The sequence below is a fragment of the Pseudomonas sp. REP124 genome, assembly GCF_020164475.1.
Classification (GTDB): domain Bacteria; phylum Pseudomonadota; class Gammaproteobacteria; order Pseudomonadales; family Pseudomonadaceae; genus Aquipseudomonas.
In genome coordinates, this window is sequence record NZ_JAIQWX010000142.1 from 1 (window position 1) to 15,926 (window position 15,926).

Genomic DNA, 15,926 nt, shown 5'->3' on the forward strand with positions numbered 1-15,926 from the left:
CTCGCTCCTACAGGGAACAGGGGCAGGCACGCCCCACAGGTGATGAGGTGGAATCAGGCCTCGAGTTCCAGGCCCACACCCAGGCGGCGGGACATGCACGGCCAGCGTTTCCACGCCGCGCCAGTGTCCGGGCTGCTGAGTTTGTCGCGGTAGGCTTCCACCGACTCCAGCGCAAAGCTGTCGTCGTTGAGCATCTCGTCCACAGCGTGATGCACCGCCTCGTCCAGTTGGTTGGCAAATTCCTCACCGATCAATTGGTGAGCAATCAGATTGGCGACCGTCATGTCCAGAGGGATCAGTGGCTGGCCGAAATGCTTGATGTACAGGTCGTTGACCTCTTCGACGAATCGGTGCGCGAGATAAGCTTCATCCAGCAGGCTGTCGAGGCCCACATGGCCCGCCATGATGGCGGGCGGCTGGAGGAAATACTGCTCGGCGATTTTCAGCACCGGTTTGATCTGCGACTCGATTCCCGCTTCCCTTGCGACTTCATTGGCTGCTTCCAGCAGATCAGGCACTTCGTCGATGTAGGCGGCGACAAAACGCGTCAGCACGCCATTGGCATCGGTTTCCGGCAATTGGATCGCCGGGTGGAGATGAGGCAGTTTGCTTTCCAGTTGACGGGTCAGCAGGCCGGTTTCGGCTTCGTGTTGTTGGGCTTTTCGGATCTGCTCGCGCAATGCGGCGGTGTTCATGAAAACTCCAGGGAACAAGGCAATGAAATAGGGAAGACATAACTTAGCTGGCTTACGAAAAATGCTAAGACGCATTTGTCATAATTGTTTCATCCTTGAGACGCCCCCGTTATATCCGAGTGCCACCACTCATCTGCATCCTTCTCCATTCTTGACCTGCAAAGCAAGTTAATGCTGTTTCACTCGATTTACGCCTTCACGTTGCGAGGTGAGAGTCGCTGTCTATACTCGCTCATGAATGGAGTTAGCTGATGAAGCCCGACTGCACACGCAGCAAGGCCCGGCAATTCAAGTTCGTAGTCTGATGCAGCCGCTCCCTTGCCGCAGGTGAAAGCCGGCGGGATAAAAAGAACGATAAGGGGAACCCGCAATGATGCGACATCCACATGTCTGGATGGGCCTCCTGTTGTGGTCGATTTTCAGCCCGGCGCAAGCGGCCTGGACTGTGAATATGGCGCCTGGAGCGACTGAAATCAGTCACGCTGTGTTTGACCTGCACATGACCATTTTCTGGATCTGTGTAGTGATCGGCATCATCGTCTTCGGTGCCATGTTCTGGTCGATGATGGTGCATCGCCGCTCGACCGGGCAGGTCGCCGCAAAATTCCACGAAAGCACTACCGTCGAAATCCTCTGGACCATCGTGCCGTTCCTGATTCTGGTGGCCATGGCGATTCCGGCGACAGCCACCCTGATCAAGATGTACGACGCCAGTGAGCCGGATATCGATATCCAGGTCACGGGCTATCAGTGGAAGTGGCACTACAAATACCTGGGCCAGGACGTCGAGTTCTTCAGCAACCTGGCCACTCCCGCCGACCAGATCCACAACAAGGAGACCAAGGGCGAGCACTACTTGCTCGAGGTCGACAAGCCGCTGGTGCTGCCTGTTGGCGCCAAGGTGCGCTTCCTTGTGACCTCCGCCGACGTGATCCACTCCTGGTGGGTGCCGGCCTTCGCGGTCAAGCGCGATGCGATCCCGGGGTTCGTCAACGAGGCTTGGACCCGCGTCGAAAAACCCGGTCTGTACCGCGGCCAGTGCGCCGAGCTGTGCGGCAAGGACCACGGGTTCATGCCGATTGTGGTCGAGGTCAAGGAAAAGGCCGACTACGAGAAATGGCTGGCCGAGCGCAAGGCTGAAGCGGCGCAACTCAAAGAGATGACCAGCAAGGAATGGACACTCGAAGAACTCGTGGAGCGCGGCGACAAGGTCTATCACACCACCTGCGTGGCCTGTCACCAGGCTGAAGGCCAGGGTCTGCCGCCGATGTTCCCGGCACTCAAGGGCTCGAAAATCGCCACCGGACCGAAAGACGCGCACCTGAGCATTGTCTTCCACGGCAAGCCCGGCACCGCCATGGCGGCGTTCGGCAAGCAGCTCTCGGAAGTCGATATGGCGGCCGTCGTGACCTATGAACGTAACGCCTGGGGCAACAACAAGGGCGACATGGTCACGCCGAAAGAAGTGCTGGAGCTCAAACAGGCGGAAAGCAAATGACCCGGCCTAACGCGCATGCAAGCAACCGGCCGGGGCACGACGCCTCGGCCCGCCCAGCCCATCTGTTGACAGGAGACAAGCCATGAGCGCCGTCATCGATGACCATGGTCATGCCGACCACGCCCACGGCCCCGCCAAAGGCCTGATGCGCTGGGTGCTGACCACCAACCACAAGGACATCGGCACGCTGTACCTGTGGTTCGCGTTTTCCATGTTCCTGCTGGGCGGCTCCTTCGCGATGGTGATTCGCGCCGAGCTGTTCCAGCCCGGGCTGCAGATCGTCCAGCCGGAGTTCTTCAACCAGATGACCACCATGCACGGTCTGGTGATGGTCTTCGGCGCAGTGATGCCGGCCTTCGTCGGCCTGGCCAACTGGATGGTGCCGCTGATGATCGGCGCGCCGGACATGGCCCTGCCACGGATGAACAACTTCAGTTTCTGGCTGTTGCCGGCGGCGTTTCTGATGCTGGTGTCGACCCTGTTCATGCCCGGAGGCGGGCCGAACTTCGGCTGGACCTTCTACGCACCGCTGTCGACGACCTATGCGCCGGAAAGCGTGACCTTCTTCATCTTTGCCATCCACTTGATGGGGATCAGTTCGATCATGGGCGCGATCAACGTGATCGCCACCATCCTCAACCTGCGCGCCCCCGGCATGACGTTGATGAAAATGCCGCTGTTCGTCTGGACCTGGCTGATCACAGCATTTCTGCTGATCGCGGTGATGCCGGTACTGGCCGGTTGCGTGACGATGATGCTGATGGACATCCACTTCGGCACCAGCTTCTTCAGTGCCGCCGGTGGCGGTGACCCTGTACTGTTCCAGCACGTGTTCTGGTTCTTCGGGCATCCCGAGGTGTACATCATGATCCTGCCGGCGTTCGGCGCCGTCAGCTCGATCATCCCGACCTTCTCGCGCAAGCCGCTGTTCGGCTACACCTCGATGGTCTACGCCACGGCGAGCATCGCGTTCCTGTCGTTCATCGTCTGGGCGCACCACATGTTCGTGGTGGGCATTCCGCTGGTGGGCGAGCTGTTCTTCATGTACGCCACGCTGTTGATCGCGGTGCCGACCGGGGTGAAGGTGTTCAACTGGGCCAGCACCATGTGGCAGGGCTCGCTGACCTTCGAGACGCCGATGCTGTTCGCGGTGGCGTTCGTGATCCTGTTCTCCATCGGCGGTTTCTCCGGGTTGATGCTGGCCATCGCTCCGGCGGACTTCCAGTACCAGGACACCTACTTCGTGGTCGCGCACTTCCACTATGTACTGGTGCCCGGGGCGATCTTCGGGATCTTCGCCTCGGCGTACTACTGGCTGCCAAAGTGGACCGGCCACATGTACGACGAAACCCTCGGCAAGCTGCATTTCTGGCTGTCGTTCATCGGCATGAACATGGCCTTCTTCCCGATGCACTTCGTGGGCCTGGCGGGAATGCCGCGGCGGATTCCGGACTACAACCTGCAATTCGCCGACTTCAACATGGTGTCGTCGATCGGCGCGTTCATGTTCGGTACCACGCAGATCTTCTTCCTGTTCATTGTGATCAAGACCATTCGCGGCGGCCCGCCTGCACCGGCCAAACCGTGGGATGGGGCCGAGGGCCTCGAGTGGAGCATTCCGTCGCCGGCGCCGTATCACACCTTCACCACGCCGCCGGAAGTGAAATGAACATTGCCTGCCTTGCACTAACCTCTGTGGGAGCTGGCTTGCCTGCGATAGAGCCGACGCGGTGTGTCAGATACGCCGCCATCGCGGGCAAGCCCGCTCCCACAGGGATCTCGGTCGAGGACTGAAATCATGGCTGACTCGATCTCAATGAAAAAACTGGTCACCCGCCTGATGCTGGTGGTGGTGGCGATGTTTGTTTTCGGGTTTGCCCTGGTGCCGATCTACGACGTGATGTGCAAGGTCTTCGGCATCAATGGCAAGACCGCCGGGCAATACGAGGGCGAGCAGGTCGTTGATGCCTCGCGGCAGGTGCGGGTGCAGTTTCTGTCGACCAATTCCGCCGACATGTCCTGGGACTTCTATCCCAAGCAGGATGAGCTGACGACCAATCCCGGGGCCGTGAACGAGATGATCTTCATTGCACACAACCCCACCGACCGCCCGATGAGCGCCCAGGCCGTACCGAGCATCGCGCCCAGTGCCGCGGCGGCGTATTTCCACAAGACCGAATGCTTCTGCTTTACCCAGCAAGTGCTGCAGCCCGGTGAACGAATCGAAATGCCGGTGCGTTTCATTGTTGACCGCGACATGCCCAAGGATGTGAAGCACCTGACGCTGTCCTACACGCTGTTCGATATCACCGCCCGACATCCACCGGTAGCCGTAAACACTGGCGGTTGAGCGTGCCCGATAAGGAGAACAATAAATGGCAACTCATGAGCACTATTACGTACCGGCCCAGAGCAAATGGCCGATCGTCGCCACGGTCGGCATGTTCGTCACCGTGTATGGCCTGGCGACCTGGTTCAACGACCTGAAGGCTGCGCGCCCGGAATCCCACGGCCCGCTGATCTTTTTCGTCGGCGGCCTGCTGCTGGCCTACATGCTGTTCGGCTGGTTCGGCACGGTGATCAAGGAAGGTCGCGCGGGACTGTACAGTGCGCAGATGGATCGCTCGTTCCGCTGGGGCATGAGCTGGTTCATTTTCTCCGAGGTGATGTTTTTCATCGCCTTCTTCGGTGCGTTGTTCTACGTGCGTCATGTTTCGGGCCCAGCGCTCGGCGGTGAAGGCACCAAAGGCCTTGCCCATATGCTCTGGCCAGGATTCGAGTTCACTTGGCCGCTGTTGAACAACCCGGATTCCAAGCTATTTCCGCCGCCCAAGGACGTCATCAGTCCCTGGGGTCTGCCGCTGCTCAACACCGTGTTGCTGGTCAGTTCCAGCGTCACCGTGACCATCGCTCACCACGCCCTGAAAAAGGGCCATCGCGGTGCGCTGAAACTCTGGTTGGCGATTACCGTGTTGCTGGGCTGCGCGTTCCTCGGTTTCCAGGCTGAAGAATACATCCACGCCTACAAGGAACTGGGCCTGACCCTGGGCTCGGGCATCTACGGCGCCACGTTCTTCATGCTCACCGGCTTCCACGGCGCCCACGTGACCATCGGCACCATCATCCTGTTCGTGATGCTGATGCGGATCATGCGCGGGCATTTCGACAACGATCACCAGTTCGGCTTCGAAGCGGCGAGCTGGTATTGGCACTTCGTGGACGTGGTGTGGATCGGGCTGTTCATCTTCGTCTATGTGCTTTAAGGCTACCAAGGCGCATGTGAGACCAACTGGCCGCTGAAGAAACCCCAGGCAATCAAGCCCACGGTAATCGCGGCCAGTGCGACACGGACACTCAAGGCAATGACGACGCGGTTCGAACGGCTGTCGTCCTTGACCAGAAAAAACAGGCCGCTGAACAGGCTGACAACCGTGGCAATCAGCATCAGGACGATAGCTGCTTTGAGCATGGTGTAACTCCGGGGGACATGCGATGCATTTGAGTATAGCTATCGCGCTGACCGACTTTCTGGCCACGCCATGAAGCGCTTTCGGCCGGGCGTCGTCCCGACACTGGTGGTCGCCCTGTTGCTGCCGCTGCTGGTGTCGCTCGGGTTCTGGCAGCTGAGCCGGGGCGCGGAGAAAAGCGCGCTGCTGCAAAGCTATGCCGAGCGCCGGGCCGCGGAGCCTGTGGCCAGCACCGAACTGCAACACAGCGCCGATCCGGCCTTTCGCCGGGTACGTCTGCACGGTCAATTCGATGCCGCCCACAGCGTTCTGCTGGATAACCGCCAGCGTAACGGCAAGGTCGGCGTCGAGCTGCTGCAACCCTTTCAGGATCAGGCCACCGGGCTGTGGCTGCTGGTCAATCGCGGCTGGCTGCCCTGGCCGGATCGCCGCACACCACCGCAATTCACTACCCCCACGGACGTCCTGAGTCTCGACGCCTGGGTCTACGTCTCCCCCGGCGCAGCCTTCCAGCTTCACGCCGACCCGAACACCAGCACCTGGCCAAAACTGCTGACGGCCATTGACCCGAACGCCCTCTGGAAAGCCCTCGACCGCGACGGCTTCGCCTACGAATTACGCGCAGAAACCGGCCCCGCCACTTACCAGGCCGACTGGCCGGTGGTTGCCATGGGCCCGGAAAAACACATCGCTTATGCCGTGCAGTGGTTCGCCATGTCGATCGCCCTGCTCGGCCTTTATCTGTACCTCGGCTGGCACAACGCAAAGGAGAAACACCATGGGAGCGGCCATGAATCCACCCAGCATGTCTGAGGCCAAAACGCCGGCGACGCGGCGCAAGGGACGCATTCAACTGCTGCTGATCGTGCTCGGGGTGATCGGCCCGATGATCCTTGCCACCGGCATGTACAAATTGCAGTTCTGGGTGCCGGATGGGCGCAGCTATCACGGCGAGATGATCGGCAATGGCCAGTCCCGCGCCGACCTCGGCGTGCAGGCCGATGAGCAGCGCTGGCAGCTGTTGGTGACCGCGCCGCAGACATGCGCCGTGGATTGTCAGCAATTGGTGTATCTGGCCCGGCAGATTCAGATCGGCCTGGGCAAGGACGCTTCGCGCGCCAGCCACGGACTCGCAACGGCCCAACCGCTGAATGGCGATTACGACGCCAAATTGACCCGCGAGTATCCGCAGTTGCAGCGCTATTCGCTGGATCTTGGCGCATTCCGCAAAACCTCGGCGGACCAGGCGGTACCGCAACTGTGGATCATCGACCCCCACGGCAATCTGGTGCTGCGCTACGGCCCGTCGGTCAAAGGCAAGGACCTGCTCAACGACCTGCGCCACCTGCTGAAACTGTCGAACATCGGATAAGGGCATCGTCATGGCCAAACCTGGATTTCGCCTCGCGCTGTTTGCCACTTTGCTGGCGCTGATTGTGGTGCTGCTCGGCGCCTACACCCGCCTGACCCACGCCGGCCTCGGCTGCCCGGACTGGCCCGGCTGCTACGGCTTCATCAGCGTGCCGAAAAGCGAAGCCCAGCTGGCCCATGCCGAACTGCACTTCCCGGACGCTCCGGTGGAAGCCCACAAGGGCTGGAACGAGATGATCCACCGCTACTTTGCCGGCACCTTGGGCCTGCTGATTTCCGTATTGGCCGGTCGCGCCTGGGTCCATCGGCGGCATCCGGGGCAACCGGTGAAGCTGCCGCTGTTTCTGTTGGCGGTAGTGTTTGCACAGGCCGCTTTCGGCATGTGGACGGTGACGCTCAAGCTCTGGCCGCAGGTGGTGACCGGGCATTTGCTCGGGGGTTTCGCCACCTTGAGTCTGTTGTTCCTGCTGACGTTGCGCCTTTCCGGCGTACTGCCGGCGCTGACGGTGCCGCGCCGCCTGCAGTACTGGGCCACCGCCGGACTTCTGCTGGTGATCGGGCAGATCGCCCTCGGCGGCTGGGTCAGCTCCAACTATGCCGCCGTGGCCTGCATCGATTTTCCCACCTGCCACGGGCAGTGGCTGCCGCCCGCCGACTTCGCCAACGGCTTTCACCTGACCCAGCACATCGGCCCGAATTACCTTGGCGGTCAACTGGACAGCGATGCCCGCACGGCGATTCACCTGACTCATCGCATTGGCGCTCTGGTGGTGACGTTGGTTCTGCTGGGGCTGGCCTGGCAATTGAAAGTCGTGGGGATGACCCGGCTCGCGAGCCTGGTGCTGGTGGCCCTCGCTGCGCAGATCACCCTGGGCATCAGCAACGTGCTGTTCCATCTGCCGCTGCCGGTGGCCGTGGCGCACAACGCCGGCGGCGCGGCGCTGCTGCTGACGATGGTGCTGGTCAACTATCACGCCCGGACCAGCCTGGTGCGGGTCACGCAGCCGACGCGCTGGCGCTTCAGCCCGCGTAAACATTCAGCCGCGCCCATAACAATAAAAGGAGAGATGCCATGGCGATTCTGATCGGCGAGCGTCCCAGTCAGGCGATCTGGCGTGACTATCTGGAGCTGACCAAACCCAAGGTGGTGGTGCTGATGCTCATCACCTCGCTGGTGGGGATGTTCCTGGCGACCCGCGCCGGGGTGCCGTGGACTGTGCTGGTGTTCGGCAACCTGGGCATCGCCTTGTGTGCCGGCGGCGCGGCGGCGGTGAACCATGTGGTGGATCGGCGCATTGATGCGGTGATGGCCCGCACCCACAAGCGGCCATTGGCCGAAGGACGGGTTTCACCGGCGACGGCGCTGACCTTCGCCCTGGTGCTGGCAGTGCTGGGCCAGGCGTTGCTGCTGGCGTTCACCAATCCGCTGACAGCATGGCTGACCCTGGCGTCTCTGCTCGGTTATGCGGTGATCTACACCGGTTTTCTGAAACGCGCGACGCCGCAGAACATCGTGATCGGCGGCCTCGCCGGTGCCGCCCCGCCACTGCTGGGCTGGACCGCCGCCACAGGCCACGTCAGCGCCGAACCGCTGTTGCTGGTGCTGATCATCTTCGCCTGGACCCCGCCGCATTTCTGGGCGCTGGCGATCCATCGCAAAGAGGAATACGCCAAGGCCGACATTCCGATGCTGCCGGTGACCCACGGCGAGCATTACACCAAGGTGCACATCCTGCTTTATACCGGCGCGTTGCTGGCCGTGAGCCTGATGCCCTATGCGATCCACATGAGCGGCCTGCTCTACCTGATTTGCGCCGCGGGCCTTGGCGCAAGATTTCTGCAATGGGCCGTGGTGCTGTACCGTGGCACTCGGCCGCACGCGGCGATCAACACCTTCAAGTACTCTATTTACTACTTGTTCCTGCTGTTTATCGCCCTGCTCGTAGACCATTACCTGATGCTGAACCTATGACCCGAACCCAGAAAACCGTCTTCATCCTTGTCGCCCTGATTGCACTGGTCCTGGGCCTGACCATCAACAAAGTGCTGTCCGGCAAAGGCCAGGGCGACCCGACGGCGCTGATCGATGCCGGCATCATCCTGCTGCCGCAAAGCCGCAACCTGCCGGACGTGACCATGACCGATCAGGAAGGCAAGCCAGTCGCGATCAACGAGCTCAAGGGCAAGTGGAGCCTGCTGTTCTTCGGCTACACCTTCTGCCCGGACATCTGCCCGACCACCCTCGCCCAACTGCGCCAGATCAAGAGCGAGCTGCCGCCCGAGGCTGTGGATAAATTGCAGATCGTGCTGGTCAGCGTCGACCCGAACCGCGACACGCCCAAGCAGCTCAAGCAGTACCTGGGTTACTTCGACCCACAGTTCATCGGCCTGACCCCGACCTCCACCGATGAGCTGCAGAAAGTCGCCAACGCGGTGAGCATTCCGTTCATTCCGGCGGACACCAGCAAGCCGAATTACACGGTGGATCACAGCGGCAACCTGGCCGTGATCGGGCCGGACGGGACGCAGCGCGGGTTCATTCGGGCGCCTTTGAATAATCAGAAGCTGGTGGCGCAGTTGCCGGTGATGCTCCGGCGCCAGTGACATCGGCGTGAGGCACTTGGCCGAAGATATCCGTGTCGGCCTTTATCGAATGTGAGAGCTGAACCCAATCCGTTCGCTCCCTCAGCACTCCGCGTTGCTAACGATCGGCAGGTTCTCAAGCTTTATTGTCGAATCGAATCAATTTAACAGCGTTTGAAATGTTATTTTTTTCCAAGTATTTTTTTACATTAGAGAGGGACTCAAACGTTGGATTATAGTGACCTGAATGGTTATTAATAACCACCTCTCCAAAGCGCTCTACTCGAATGTAGCCAGCACTAATAACCTGTTTACTTTTTTGGTTTGCAACCAAACTCCCATGATGTGGCAAATAAAACGCACCTTCTATGTTATTTTTCTGCCGATAGGCATAATCCCACAACTTCCCCGTTATTAATTTTCCACTTTTCGTCAAAACAAATTTTGCTTCACCCCCAGGACCAATATATTCAAAATCTTTTCTATTTCTAATAATTCGAATAGTAGGTTCTACTTCCTTATGCTTGGTACTCATGAACTCCTCATGAAGCATTGCTCGAAACTCTGGGTCATACCTTAAGTCGAACAGCTCTGGCTTCTTCCTCAACCCAAGTAACGAAAGTACTGACTTGAGCAAAGAATATTGACCAGTTTCATCCGATCGATTAATGGGGTCGCCCAAACAATATACATAAGAATTTAATCCGCCTCTCTCGAATGGACTCAAACGATCGGGACTGATAAATCGCATCAAAAGCGGGCTAAATACGCGACAACCATTGCCTAGCGAATAATTTCCAGTCACTGAATCAGATCGATCGCCATTGAACTTCAATAACGATGTATAGCTTCCACCTCTCAAATCATAACCATAGGCTGAATACATGAGTGGAACGTGGCTGTCGTTGTTGATAACTTGCAATACAGAACGGCCTTCATCTGTTGCCAAAAATGAGATTTCATCCGAGTCATCCTTTCGGTTCAACTGCGCTAATAGGTACACACTCTGCTGAAAAACCGTACGTTTCACCCCTCCTTGGATTTCCGTTGTCAGTCGATCTTTACAGTAAAAACGTCGGAGTTTCCCACCGTTAACCGTAGTCGTTTCGATAAGCCGATCGAGCGGATCATAGAAGTAATGACAGAGTTCGATTCCATGGGACGCTGGCATGAGTTCATCTCCTATAGATGCTTCTCTTACAGCAGGCAGAATCAAGTTTTTAAGGAAACCTGTCTACTATCAGATCTGATAGGGGTAGAGCATCCGCAGTTATCTGTAGGAGCGAAGCTTGCTCGCGAAGGCGGTGTGTCAGCCAAATGGATGCCAACTGATCCACCGCTTTCGCGAGCAAGCTTCGCTCCTACAGGGGACGGGGCACAAAAAAAGGGACGCACATGGCGTCCCCTTTTTTGTTACGGCTTCGGATCAGAACGCCGGCACCACGGCGCCTTTGTACTTCTCGAGGATGAAGGCCTTCACTTCCGGGCTGTGCAGGGCAGCGACCAGTTTCTTCATGTCTTCGCTGTCCTTGTCGTCCGGACGGGCAACCAGGATGTTCACGTATGGCGAGTCGCTGCCTTCAATGACCAGCGCGTCCTTGGACGGATCGAGTTTGGCTTCCAGCGCATAGTTGGTGTTGATCAGCGCCAGGTCGACCTGGGTCAGCACGCGCGGGATGGTCGCGGCTTCCAGTTCACGGAACTTCAGGTTTTTCGGGTTCTCGGTGATGTCCTTGACGGTCGACAGGATGTTGTTCGAGTCCTTCAAGGTGATCACGCCAGCCTTGGCCAGCAGCAACAGCGCGCGGCCGCCGTTGGTGGCGTCGTTCGGGATCACTACGGTGGCGGTGCTAGGCAGCTCATCGAGCTTCTTGTACTTGCTGGAGTAGGCGCCCAGCGGCTCCAGATGCACGCCGGCCACGGAAACCAGGTTGGTGCCCTTGGCCTTGTTGAACTCATCGAGGTACGGCTGGTGCTGGAAGAAGTTGGCGTCCAGACGTTTTTCGGCCACCTGCACGTTCGGCTGGATGTAGTCGGTGAAGACCTTGACCTTCAGGTCGACGCCGTCTTTGGCCAGGGCCGGTTTCACGAACTCGAGAATCTCGGCGTGCGGCACCGGGGTGGCGGCTACGGTCAGGGTGTCGGCGTGGGCGGAAAAGGCTGCAACGGCAGCGAACGCGACGAGTAGTTTTTTCATTCAGCTAACTCCTTGTGAGGCGCCCGATCCGGCGCCTGCCAGCGAATGGCCGGCACATTTGCAAAATACGAAAACGATTATTTACGAGAGAAGTGCACCACCAGCTTGTCGCCGACGGTTTGCAGAACCTGCACCAGCACCAGCAGCAAAATCACCGTGACGACCATCACGTCAGTCTGGAAACGCTGGTAACCGAAGCGAATCGCCAGGTCACCCAGACCACCGGCGCCCACCACACCGGCCATCGCCGTGTAGGAAACCAGTGTAATCGCGGTCACCGTAATCGCCGCGAAAATGCCCGGACGGGCTTCGGGCAGCAAGGCATTGGTGATGATCTGCCGCGTGGTTGCGCCCATGGCCTGGGTCGCTTCGATGATGCCGCGATCCACTTCACGCAGCGCGGTTTCCACCAGGCGCGCGAAGAACGGCGTGGCGCCAACTACCAGTGGCGGGATCGCACCGGCGACACCCAGCGAGGTGCCGGTGATCAACACGGTGAACGGAATCATCACGATCAGCAGAATGATGAAGGGCAGCGAACGCAGGATGTTCACCACCAGTGACAGCATCGCGTAGACGCCTTTGGCTTCCAGCAACTGGCGCGGACTGCAGAGGAACAGCAGCACGCCCAGCGGCAGGCCGAGCAGCACTGTGAAAAGCAGCGAGCCGCCGAGCATCAGCAGGGTGTCGACGGTAGCCAGCCAGATTTCGAACCAGTCGATGTTGGCGAAGAAAGTTGTCAGGGCTTCCATTAACGCAGCACCTCCATGTGGACGTCGGCCGCGGTGAAGCGGGCGAAGGCCGCTTCCATGTCACCGCCGGTGACGGCCAGGGTCAGTTGCCCGTAAGGGATGTCTTTGATGCGGTCGATGCGTCCGGCAAGGATGCTGTAGTCCACGCCGGTTTCACGGGCGACGGTGCCGAGCAACGGCGCGTAGGTCGCTTCGCCCTGAAAGGTCAGACGCACGATACGGCCCGGCACATGAGCGAAGTCATCGCGCTGTTCGCCTTCGTCGATCTGCTCGTCTTCCTGCACGAAACGCTTGGTGGTCGGGTGTTTCGGGTGCAGGAACACCTCGGCCACCGGACCCTGTTCGACGATCACGCCGGCATCCATCACGCCGACCTGATCGCAGACCCGACGGATCACGTCCATTTCATGGGTGATCAGCACGATGGTCAGTTTCAGTTCGCGGTTGATCTCGGCCAGCAATTGCAGGACCGACGCCGTGGTCTGAGGGTCCAGGGCACTGGTGGCCTCGTCGCACAGCAGGATCTTCGGCTTGGTGGCCAGGGCGCGGGCAATGCCGACGCGCTGTTTCTGCCCGCCGGACAATTGCGCCGGGTATTTGTTGGCGTGATCGGACAGACCGACCCGGGCCAGCAACTCGGCGACGCGCTTGTCGATGTCGCTGCGGGACATTTCACCGGCCAGCGTCAGCGGCAGCGCGACGTTGTCGGCCACGGTCTTGGACGCCAGCAGGTTGAAGTGCTGGAAAATCATCCCGACCTGCTGACGGAAACGGCGCAGGCCGTTGGCGTCGAGCGCGGTGATTTCCTCGCCGTCGACGATGATCTTGCCGCCGCTGGCGTTTTCCAGGCGATTGATCAGACGCAGCAGGGTACTTTTTCCCGCTCCGGAATGGCCGATCAGGCCGAACACCTGACCGTTCTCAATCGTCAGACTGGTCGGGTGCAGGGCGGGGATATCCTTACCGGCGACGCGGTAGGTTTTATGGACGTTTTGAAACTCGATCACGTAGCGAACCTTGTGGGGCGCGTTGGAATAGGGTCAGCGGTTAGCCGGGCGCGCATTTTAGCCTGTCCGTATAGAGGTTCTTAGCATTTATTTCGCTTTCATCCAGCGTTTTGGCAATAACGCGATCAAAGGTCAGATAAAAGGAACGCCCAAAAACGTCATCAGTCACTACTTAGGCAACTCGAATCAGCCTGAGGAGTGATCCCCGATGAGTACTAAAAAGCCTGCCGCGCCCAAGAGCGAACTGGCCGGGACCGATACCCTGGACCGCAACAACACCAATTCCAAGCTCGAGAGCCTGGAGCATTTCCGCTCCGACGCCACCGGACAGGCCCTGCGCACCAATCAAGGCGTGAAGGTGGCAGACAACCAGAACACCCTGAAGGCCGGCGCCCGCGGGCCTTCGCTGCTGGAAGATTTCATCATGCGTGAAAAGATCACGCATTTTGACCATGAGCGGATTCCCGAACGCATCGTGCATGCCCGGGGTACAGGGGCTCACGGCTATTTTCAGACCTATGAGAATCACAGCGCGCTGACCAAGGCCGGTTTCCTGAGGGACCCAGCGAAAAAGACCCCGGTGTTCGTGCGCTTTTCTACCGTTCAGGGGCCGCGCGGCTCGGGCGATACCGTACGCGATGTGCGCGGTTTCGCCGTGAAGTTCTACACCGACGAAGGCGTCTACGACCTGGTGGGCAACAACATGCCGGTGTTTTTCATTCAGGACGCCATCAAGTTTCCCGATTTCGTCCATGCGGTGAAACCCGAGCCCCACAACGAAATCCCCACCGGCGGCTCGGCCCACGACACCTTCTGGGACTTTGTTTCCTTGCAGCCTGAATCGGCGCACATGGTGATCTGGGCCATGTCCGACCGGGCGATCCCCAAGAGCCTGCGCAGCATGCAGGGCTTCGGCGTGCATACCTTCCGCATGATCAATGCCGACGGCAAATCGCGCTTCGTCAAATTCCACTGGCGCCCCACCGCCGGCACCTGCTCGCTGGTGTGGGATGAAGCGCAGAAGCTGGCAGGCAAGGACACCGACTACCACCGTCGCGATCTCTGGGAGTCCATCGAGATGGGCGATTATCCGGAATGGGAGCTGGGGGTTCAGGTAGTCGAGGAAGAAAACGAGCATGCCTTCGACTTCGACATCCTCGACCCGACCAAAATAATCCCCGAAGAAATCGTGCCGATTACCCCACTGGGCAAAATGGTGCTCAACCGCAACCCGGACAACTTCTTTGCCGAGACCGAGCAGGTCGCGTTCTGCCCGGGGCATATCGTGCCGGGGATCGACTTTTCCAACGACCCGTTGCTGCAAGGTCGGTTGTTTTCCTACACCGATACGCAAATCAGCCGACTGGGTGGGCCGAATTTTCACGAGATTCCCATCAATCGTCCGGTGATCCCGATTCACAACGGCCAGCGAGATGCACAGCATCGCACCACCATCGACAAGGGACGCGCGGCGTACGAACCCAATTCCATCGACGGAGGCTGGCCGAAGGAAACGCCGCCCGCAGCAGAAGATGGCGGCTTCGAGAGTTATTACGAGCGCATCGACGCCAACAAAGTCCGCCAGCGCAGCGAGTCGTTCGGCGACCACTTCTCTCAGGCGCGGCTGTTTTTCAACAGCATGAGCGACCACGAGAAAGAACACATCATTGCGGCCTACAGCTTCGAACTGGGCAAGGTCGAGCGCGAGTTCATCCGCGCCCGGCAGGTCAACGAGATCCTGGCCAACATTGATCTGGAACTGGCCAAACGGGTCGCGCAGAACCTCGGTTTGCCCGCCCCGAAAGCAGGAACGGTGGACGTGCCGAAAACTTCACTGGATCGCTCGCCTGCCCTGAGCCAGGCCAACTTGCTGCCCGCCGATATCAAGACGCGCAAGGTGGCGATCCTGGCGGCCGATGGCGTCGACGGCGCGGCGATCGATGCCATGAAGAAAGCACTCAAGGCCGAAGGCGCCCACGCCAAACTGCTCGGCCCGACTTCGGCACCGGTGAAAACTGCCGACGGCAAATCGCTTGCGGTGGATGCGTCGATGGAAGGGATGCCGTCAATTGCCTTCGACGCGGTGTTCGTGCCTGGTGGTGCGGCGTCGATCCAGGCCTTGAGCGGTGACGGCGTAGCGCTGCATTACGTGCTGGAGGCTTATAAGCATTTGAAGGCGATTGCTCTGCACGGCGAAGCGAAGCAGTTGCTGGATGTGTTGAAGCTGGAGGCGGATGCGGGGTTGATCGTCGGGGCGGATGCCAAGTCGTTCAAAGCATTTTTCGCGGCGATCGGGCAGCATCGGGTTTGGGAGCGGGAGCCGAAGGCCAAGGCGGTTCCGGCCTGAAGAAAGCCT

The 15,926-nt window shown here is 59.4% G+C and carries 16 protein-coding genes; 10 read left to right on the top strand and 6 right to left on the bottom strand.

The features are described from left to right. Positions 1 to 53: 53 nt before the first annotated feature. A complete protein-coding gene (locus tag K9857_RS24855) occupies positions 54 to 695 on the bottom strand; it encodes a hypothetical protein (protein WP_175375768.1) in 642 nt (213 codons plus the stop codon). Positions 696 to 1,065: 370 nt separating this feature from the next. Here K9857_RS24855 and coxB point away from each other — a divergent pair, with 370 nt between their 5' ends. The 4 genes from coxB (at position 1,066) to K9857_RS24875 (ending at position 5,456) form a co-directional block, all read left to right on the top strand. Further along, positions 1,066 to 2,193, top strand: a complete 1,128-nt coding sequence (gene coxB, locus K9857_RS24860) for a cytochrome c oxidase subunit II (RefSeq protein WP_224540305.1) — start codon at positions 1,066 to 1,068, stop codon at positions 2,191 to 2,193. 82 nt (positions 2,194 to 2,275) lie between these two features. Beyond that, positions 2,276 to 3,862, top strand: coding sequence for a cytochrome c oxidase subunit I (gene ctaD, locus K9857_RS24865; protein ID WP_224540307.1), 1,587 nt, complete (start codon positions 2,276 to 2,278; stop codon positions 3,860 to 3,862). A gap of 129 nt (positions 3,863 to 3,991) precedes the next feature. Then, on the top strand, positions 3,992 to 4,543 hold the full coding sequence (locus K9857_RS24870) for a cytochrome c oxidase assembly protein (protein ID WP_224540309.1): 552 nt from the start codon (positions 3,992 to 3,994) through the stop codon (positions 4,541 to 4,543). 25 nt (positions 4,544 to 4,568) lie between these two features. Further along, positions 4,569 to 5,456, top strand: a complete 888-nt coding sequence (locus K9857_RS24875) for a cytochrome c oxidase subunit 3 (RefSeq protein ID WP_224540311.1) — start codon at positions 4,569 to 4,571, stop codon at positions 5,454 to 5,456. Between the two features lie 2 nt (positions 5,457 to 5,458). Here the strand turns inward: K9857_RS24875 and K9857_RS24880 are convergent, their stop codons facing one another. After that, the gene (locus K9857_RS24880; RefSeq protein ID WP_224540313.1) at positions 5,459 to 5,662 is read right to left on the bottom strand and encodes a twin transmembrane helix small protein; all 204 of its coding nucleotides are present in this window, start codon (positions 5,660 to 5,662) and stop codon (positions 5,459 to 5,461) included. A 70-nt stretch (positions 5,663 to 5,732) separates the two neighbouring features. Here K9857_RS24880 and K9857_RS24885 point away from each other — a divergent pair, with 70 nt between their 5' ends. From K9857_RS24885 to K9857_RS24905, 5 genes are read left to right on the top strand one after another with little or no spacing between them, the layout of a single operon-like run. After that, positions 5,733 to 6,473 carry an SURF1 family protein gene (locus K9857_RS24885; RefSeq protein WP_224540315.1) on the top strand — a complete coding sequence of 247 codons (741 nt, stop codon included), beginning with the start codon at positions 5,733 to 5,735 and terminating at the stop codon, positions 6,471 to 6,473. Next, complete coding sequence (locus tag K9857_RS24890; protein ID WP_224540317.1) at positions 6,439 to 7,032, top strand: hypothetical protein; 594 nt, start codon at positions 6,439 to 6,441, stop codon at positions 7,030 to 7,032. Before K9857_RS24885 ends, K9857_RS24890 begins: the two co-directional genes overlap by 35 nt. Before the next feature lie 10 nt (positions 7,033 to 7,042). Beyond that, the gene (locus K9857_RS24895; protein WP_224540319.1) at positions 7,043 to 8,116 is read left to right on the top strand and encodes a COX15/CtaA family protein; all 1,074 of its coding nucleotides are present in this window, start codon (positions 7,043 to 7,045) and stop codon (positions 8,114 to 8,116) included. After that, positions 8,104 to 9,003, top strand: a complete 900-nt coding sequence (gene cyoE, locus K9857_RS24900) for a heme o synthase (RefSeq protein WP_224540321.1) — start codon at positions 8,104 to 8,106, stop codon at positions 9,001 to 9,003. Before K9857_RS24895 ends, cyoE begins: the two co-directional genes overlap by 13 nt. After that, positions 9,000 to 9,635: an SCO family protein gene (locus K9857_RS24905; RefSeq protein ID WP_224540323.1), complete on the top strand. Its 636-nt coding sequence runs from the start codon at positions 9,000 to 9,002 to the stop codon at positions 9,633 to 9,635. The genes cyoE and K9857_RS24905 overlap by 4 nt, the downstream gene beginning before the upstream one ends. A 115-nt stretch (positions 9,636 to 9,750) precedes the next feature. Here K9857_RS24905 and K9857_RS24910 read toward each other — a convergent pair whose 3' ends face one another. The 4 genes from K9857_RS24910 to K9857_RS24925 form a co-directional block, all read right to left on the bottom strand. Further along, positions 9,751 to 10,785, bottom strand: a complete 1,035-nt coding sequence (locus K9857_RS24910; RefSeq protein WP_224540325.1) for an RHS repeat-associated core domain-containing protein — start codon at positions 10,783 to 10,785, stop codon at positions 9,751 to 9,753. Positions 10,786 to 11,040: 255 nt separating this feature from the next. Then, entirely contained in the window at positions 11,041 to 11,811 is a 771-nt protein-coding gene (locus tag K9857_RS24915; RefSeq protein WP_224540327.1) for a MetQ/NlpA family ABC transporter substrate-binding protein, read from the bottom strand. 77 nt (positions 11,812 to 11,888) lie between these two features. Next, entirely contained in the window at positions 11,889 to 12,563 is a 675-nt protein-coding gene (locus tag K9857_RS24920) for a methionine ABC transporter permease (protein ID WP_224540329.1), read from the bottom strand. Next, the gene (locus K9857_RS24925) at positions 12,563 to 13,570 is read right to left on the bottom strand and encodes a methionine ABC transporter ATP-binding protein (protein ID WP_224540331.1); all 1,008 of its coding nucleotides are present in this window, start codon (positions 13,568 to 13,570) and stop codon (positions 12,563 to 12,565) included. The genes K9857_RS24920 and K9857_RS24925 overlap by 1 nt, the downstream gene beginning before the upstream one ends. 208 nt (positions 13,571 to 13,778) lie before the next feature. Between K9857_RS24925 and katE the strand changes: the two genes are divergently transcribed. Next, a complete protein-coding gene (gene katE, locus K9857_RS24930) occupies positions 13,779 to 15,917 on the top strand; it encodes a catalase HPII (RefSeq protein ID WP_224540333.1) in 2,139 nt (712 codons plus the stop codon). Positions 15,918 to 15,926: the final 9 nt, after the last annotated feature.

What these genes read in the sequence shown, in the direction of transcription:
- K9857_RS24855 (WP_175375768.1), bottom strand. Translation starts at nt 695, where the DNA reads ATGAACACCGCCGCATTGCGCGAGCAGATCCGAAAAGCCCAACAACAC.
- coxB (WP_224540305.1), top strand. Translation starts at nt 1,066, where the DNA reads ATGATGCGACATCCACATGTCTGGATGGGCCTCCTGTTGTGGTCGATT.
- ctaD (WP_224540307.1), top strand. Translation starts at nt 2,276, where the DNA reads ATGAGCGCCGTCATCGATGACCATGGTCATGCCGACCACGCCCACGGC.
- K9857_RS24870 (WP_224540309.1), top strand. Translation starts at nt 3,992, where the DNA reads ATGGCTGACTCGATCTCAATGAAAAAACTGGTCACCCGCCTGATGCTG.
- K9857_RS24875 (WP_224540311.1), top strand. Translation starts at nt 4,569, where the DNA reads ATGGCAACTCATGAGCACTATTACGTACCGGCCCAGAGCAAATGGCCG.
- K9857_RS24880 (WP_224540313.1), bottom strand. Translation starts at nt 5,662, where the DNA reads ATGCTCAAAGCAGCTATCGTCCTGATGCTGATTGCCACGGTTGTCAGC.
- K9857_RS24885 (WP_224540315.1), top strand. Translation starts at nt 5,733, where the DNA reads ATGAAGCGCTTTCGGCCGGGCGTCGTCCCGACACTGGTGGTCGCCCTG.
- K9857_RS24890 (WP_224540317.1), top strand. Translation starts at nt 6,439, where the DNA reads ATGGGAGCGGCCATGAATCCACCCAGCATGTCTGAGGCCAAAACGCCG.
- K9857_RS24895 (WP_224540319.1), top strand. Translation starts at nt 7,043, where the DNA reads ATGGCCAAACCTGGATTTCGCCTCGCGCTGTTTGCCACTTTGCTGGCG.
- cyoE (WP_224540321.1), top strand. Translation starts at nt 8,104, where the DNA reads ATGGCGATTCTGATCGGCGAGCGTCCCAGTCAGGCGATCTGGCGTGAC.
- K9857_RS24905 (WP_224540323.1), top strand. Translation starts at nt 9,000, where the DNA reads ATGACCCGAACCCAGAAAACCGTCTTCATCCTTGTCGCCCTGATTGCA.
- K9857_RS24910 (WP_224540325.1), bottom strand. Translation starts at nt 10,785, where the DNA reads ATGCCAGCGTCCCATGGAATCGAACTCTGTCATTACTTCTATGATCCG.
- K9857_RS24915 (WP_224540327.1), bottom strand. Translation starts at nt 11,811, where the DNA reads ATGAAAAAACTACTCGTCGCGTTCGCTGCCGTTGCAGCCTTTTCCGCC.
- K9857_RS24920 (WP_224540329.1), bottom strand. Translation starts at nt 12,563, where the DNA reads ATGGAAGCCCTGACAACTTTCTTCGCCAACATCGACTGGTTCGAAATC.
- katE (WP_224540333.1), top strand. Translation starts at nt 13,779, where the DNA reads ATGAGTACTAAAAAGCCTGCCGCGCCCAAGAGCGAACTGGCCGGGACC.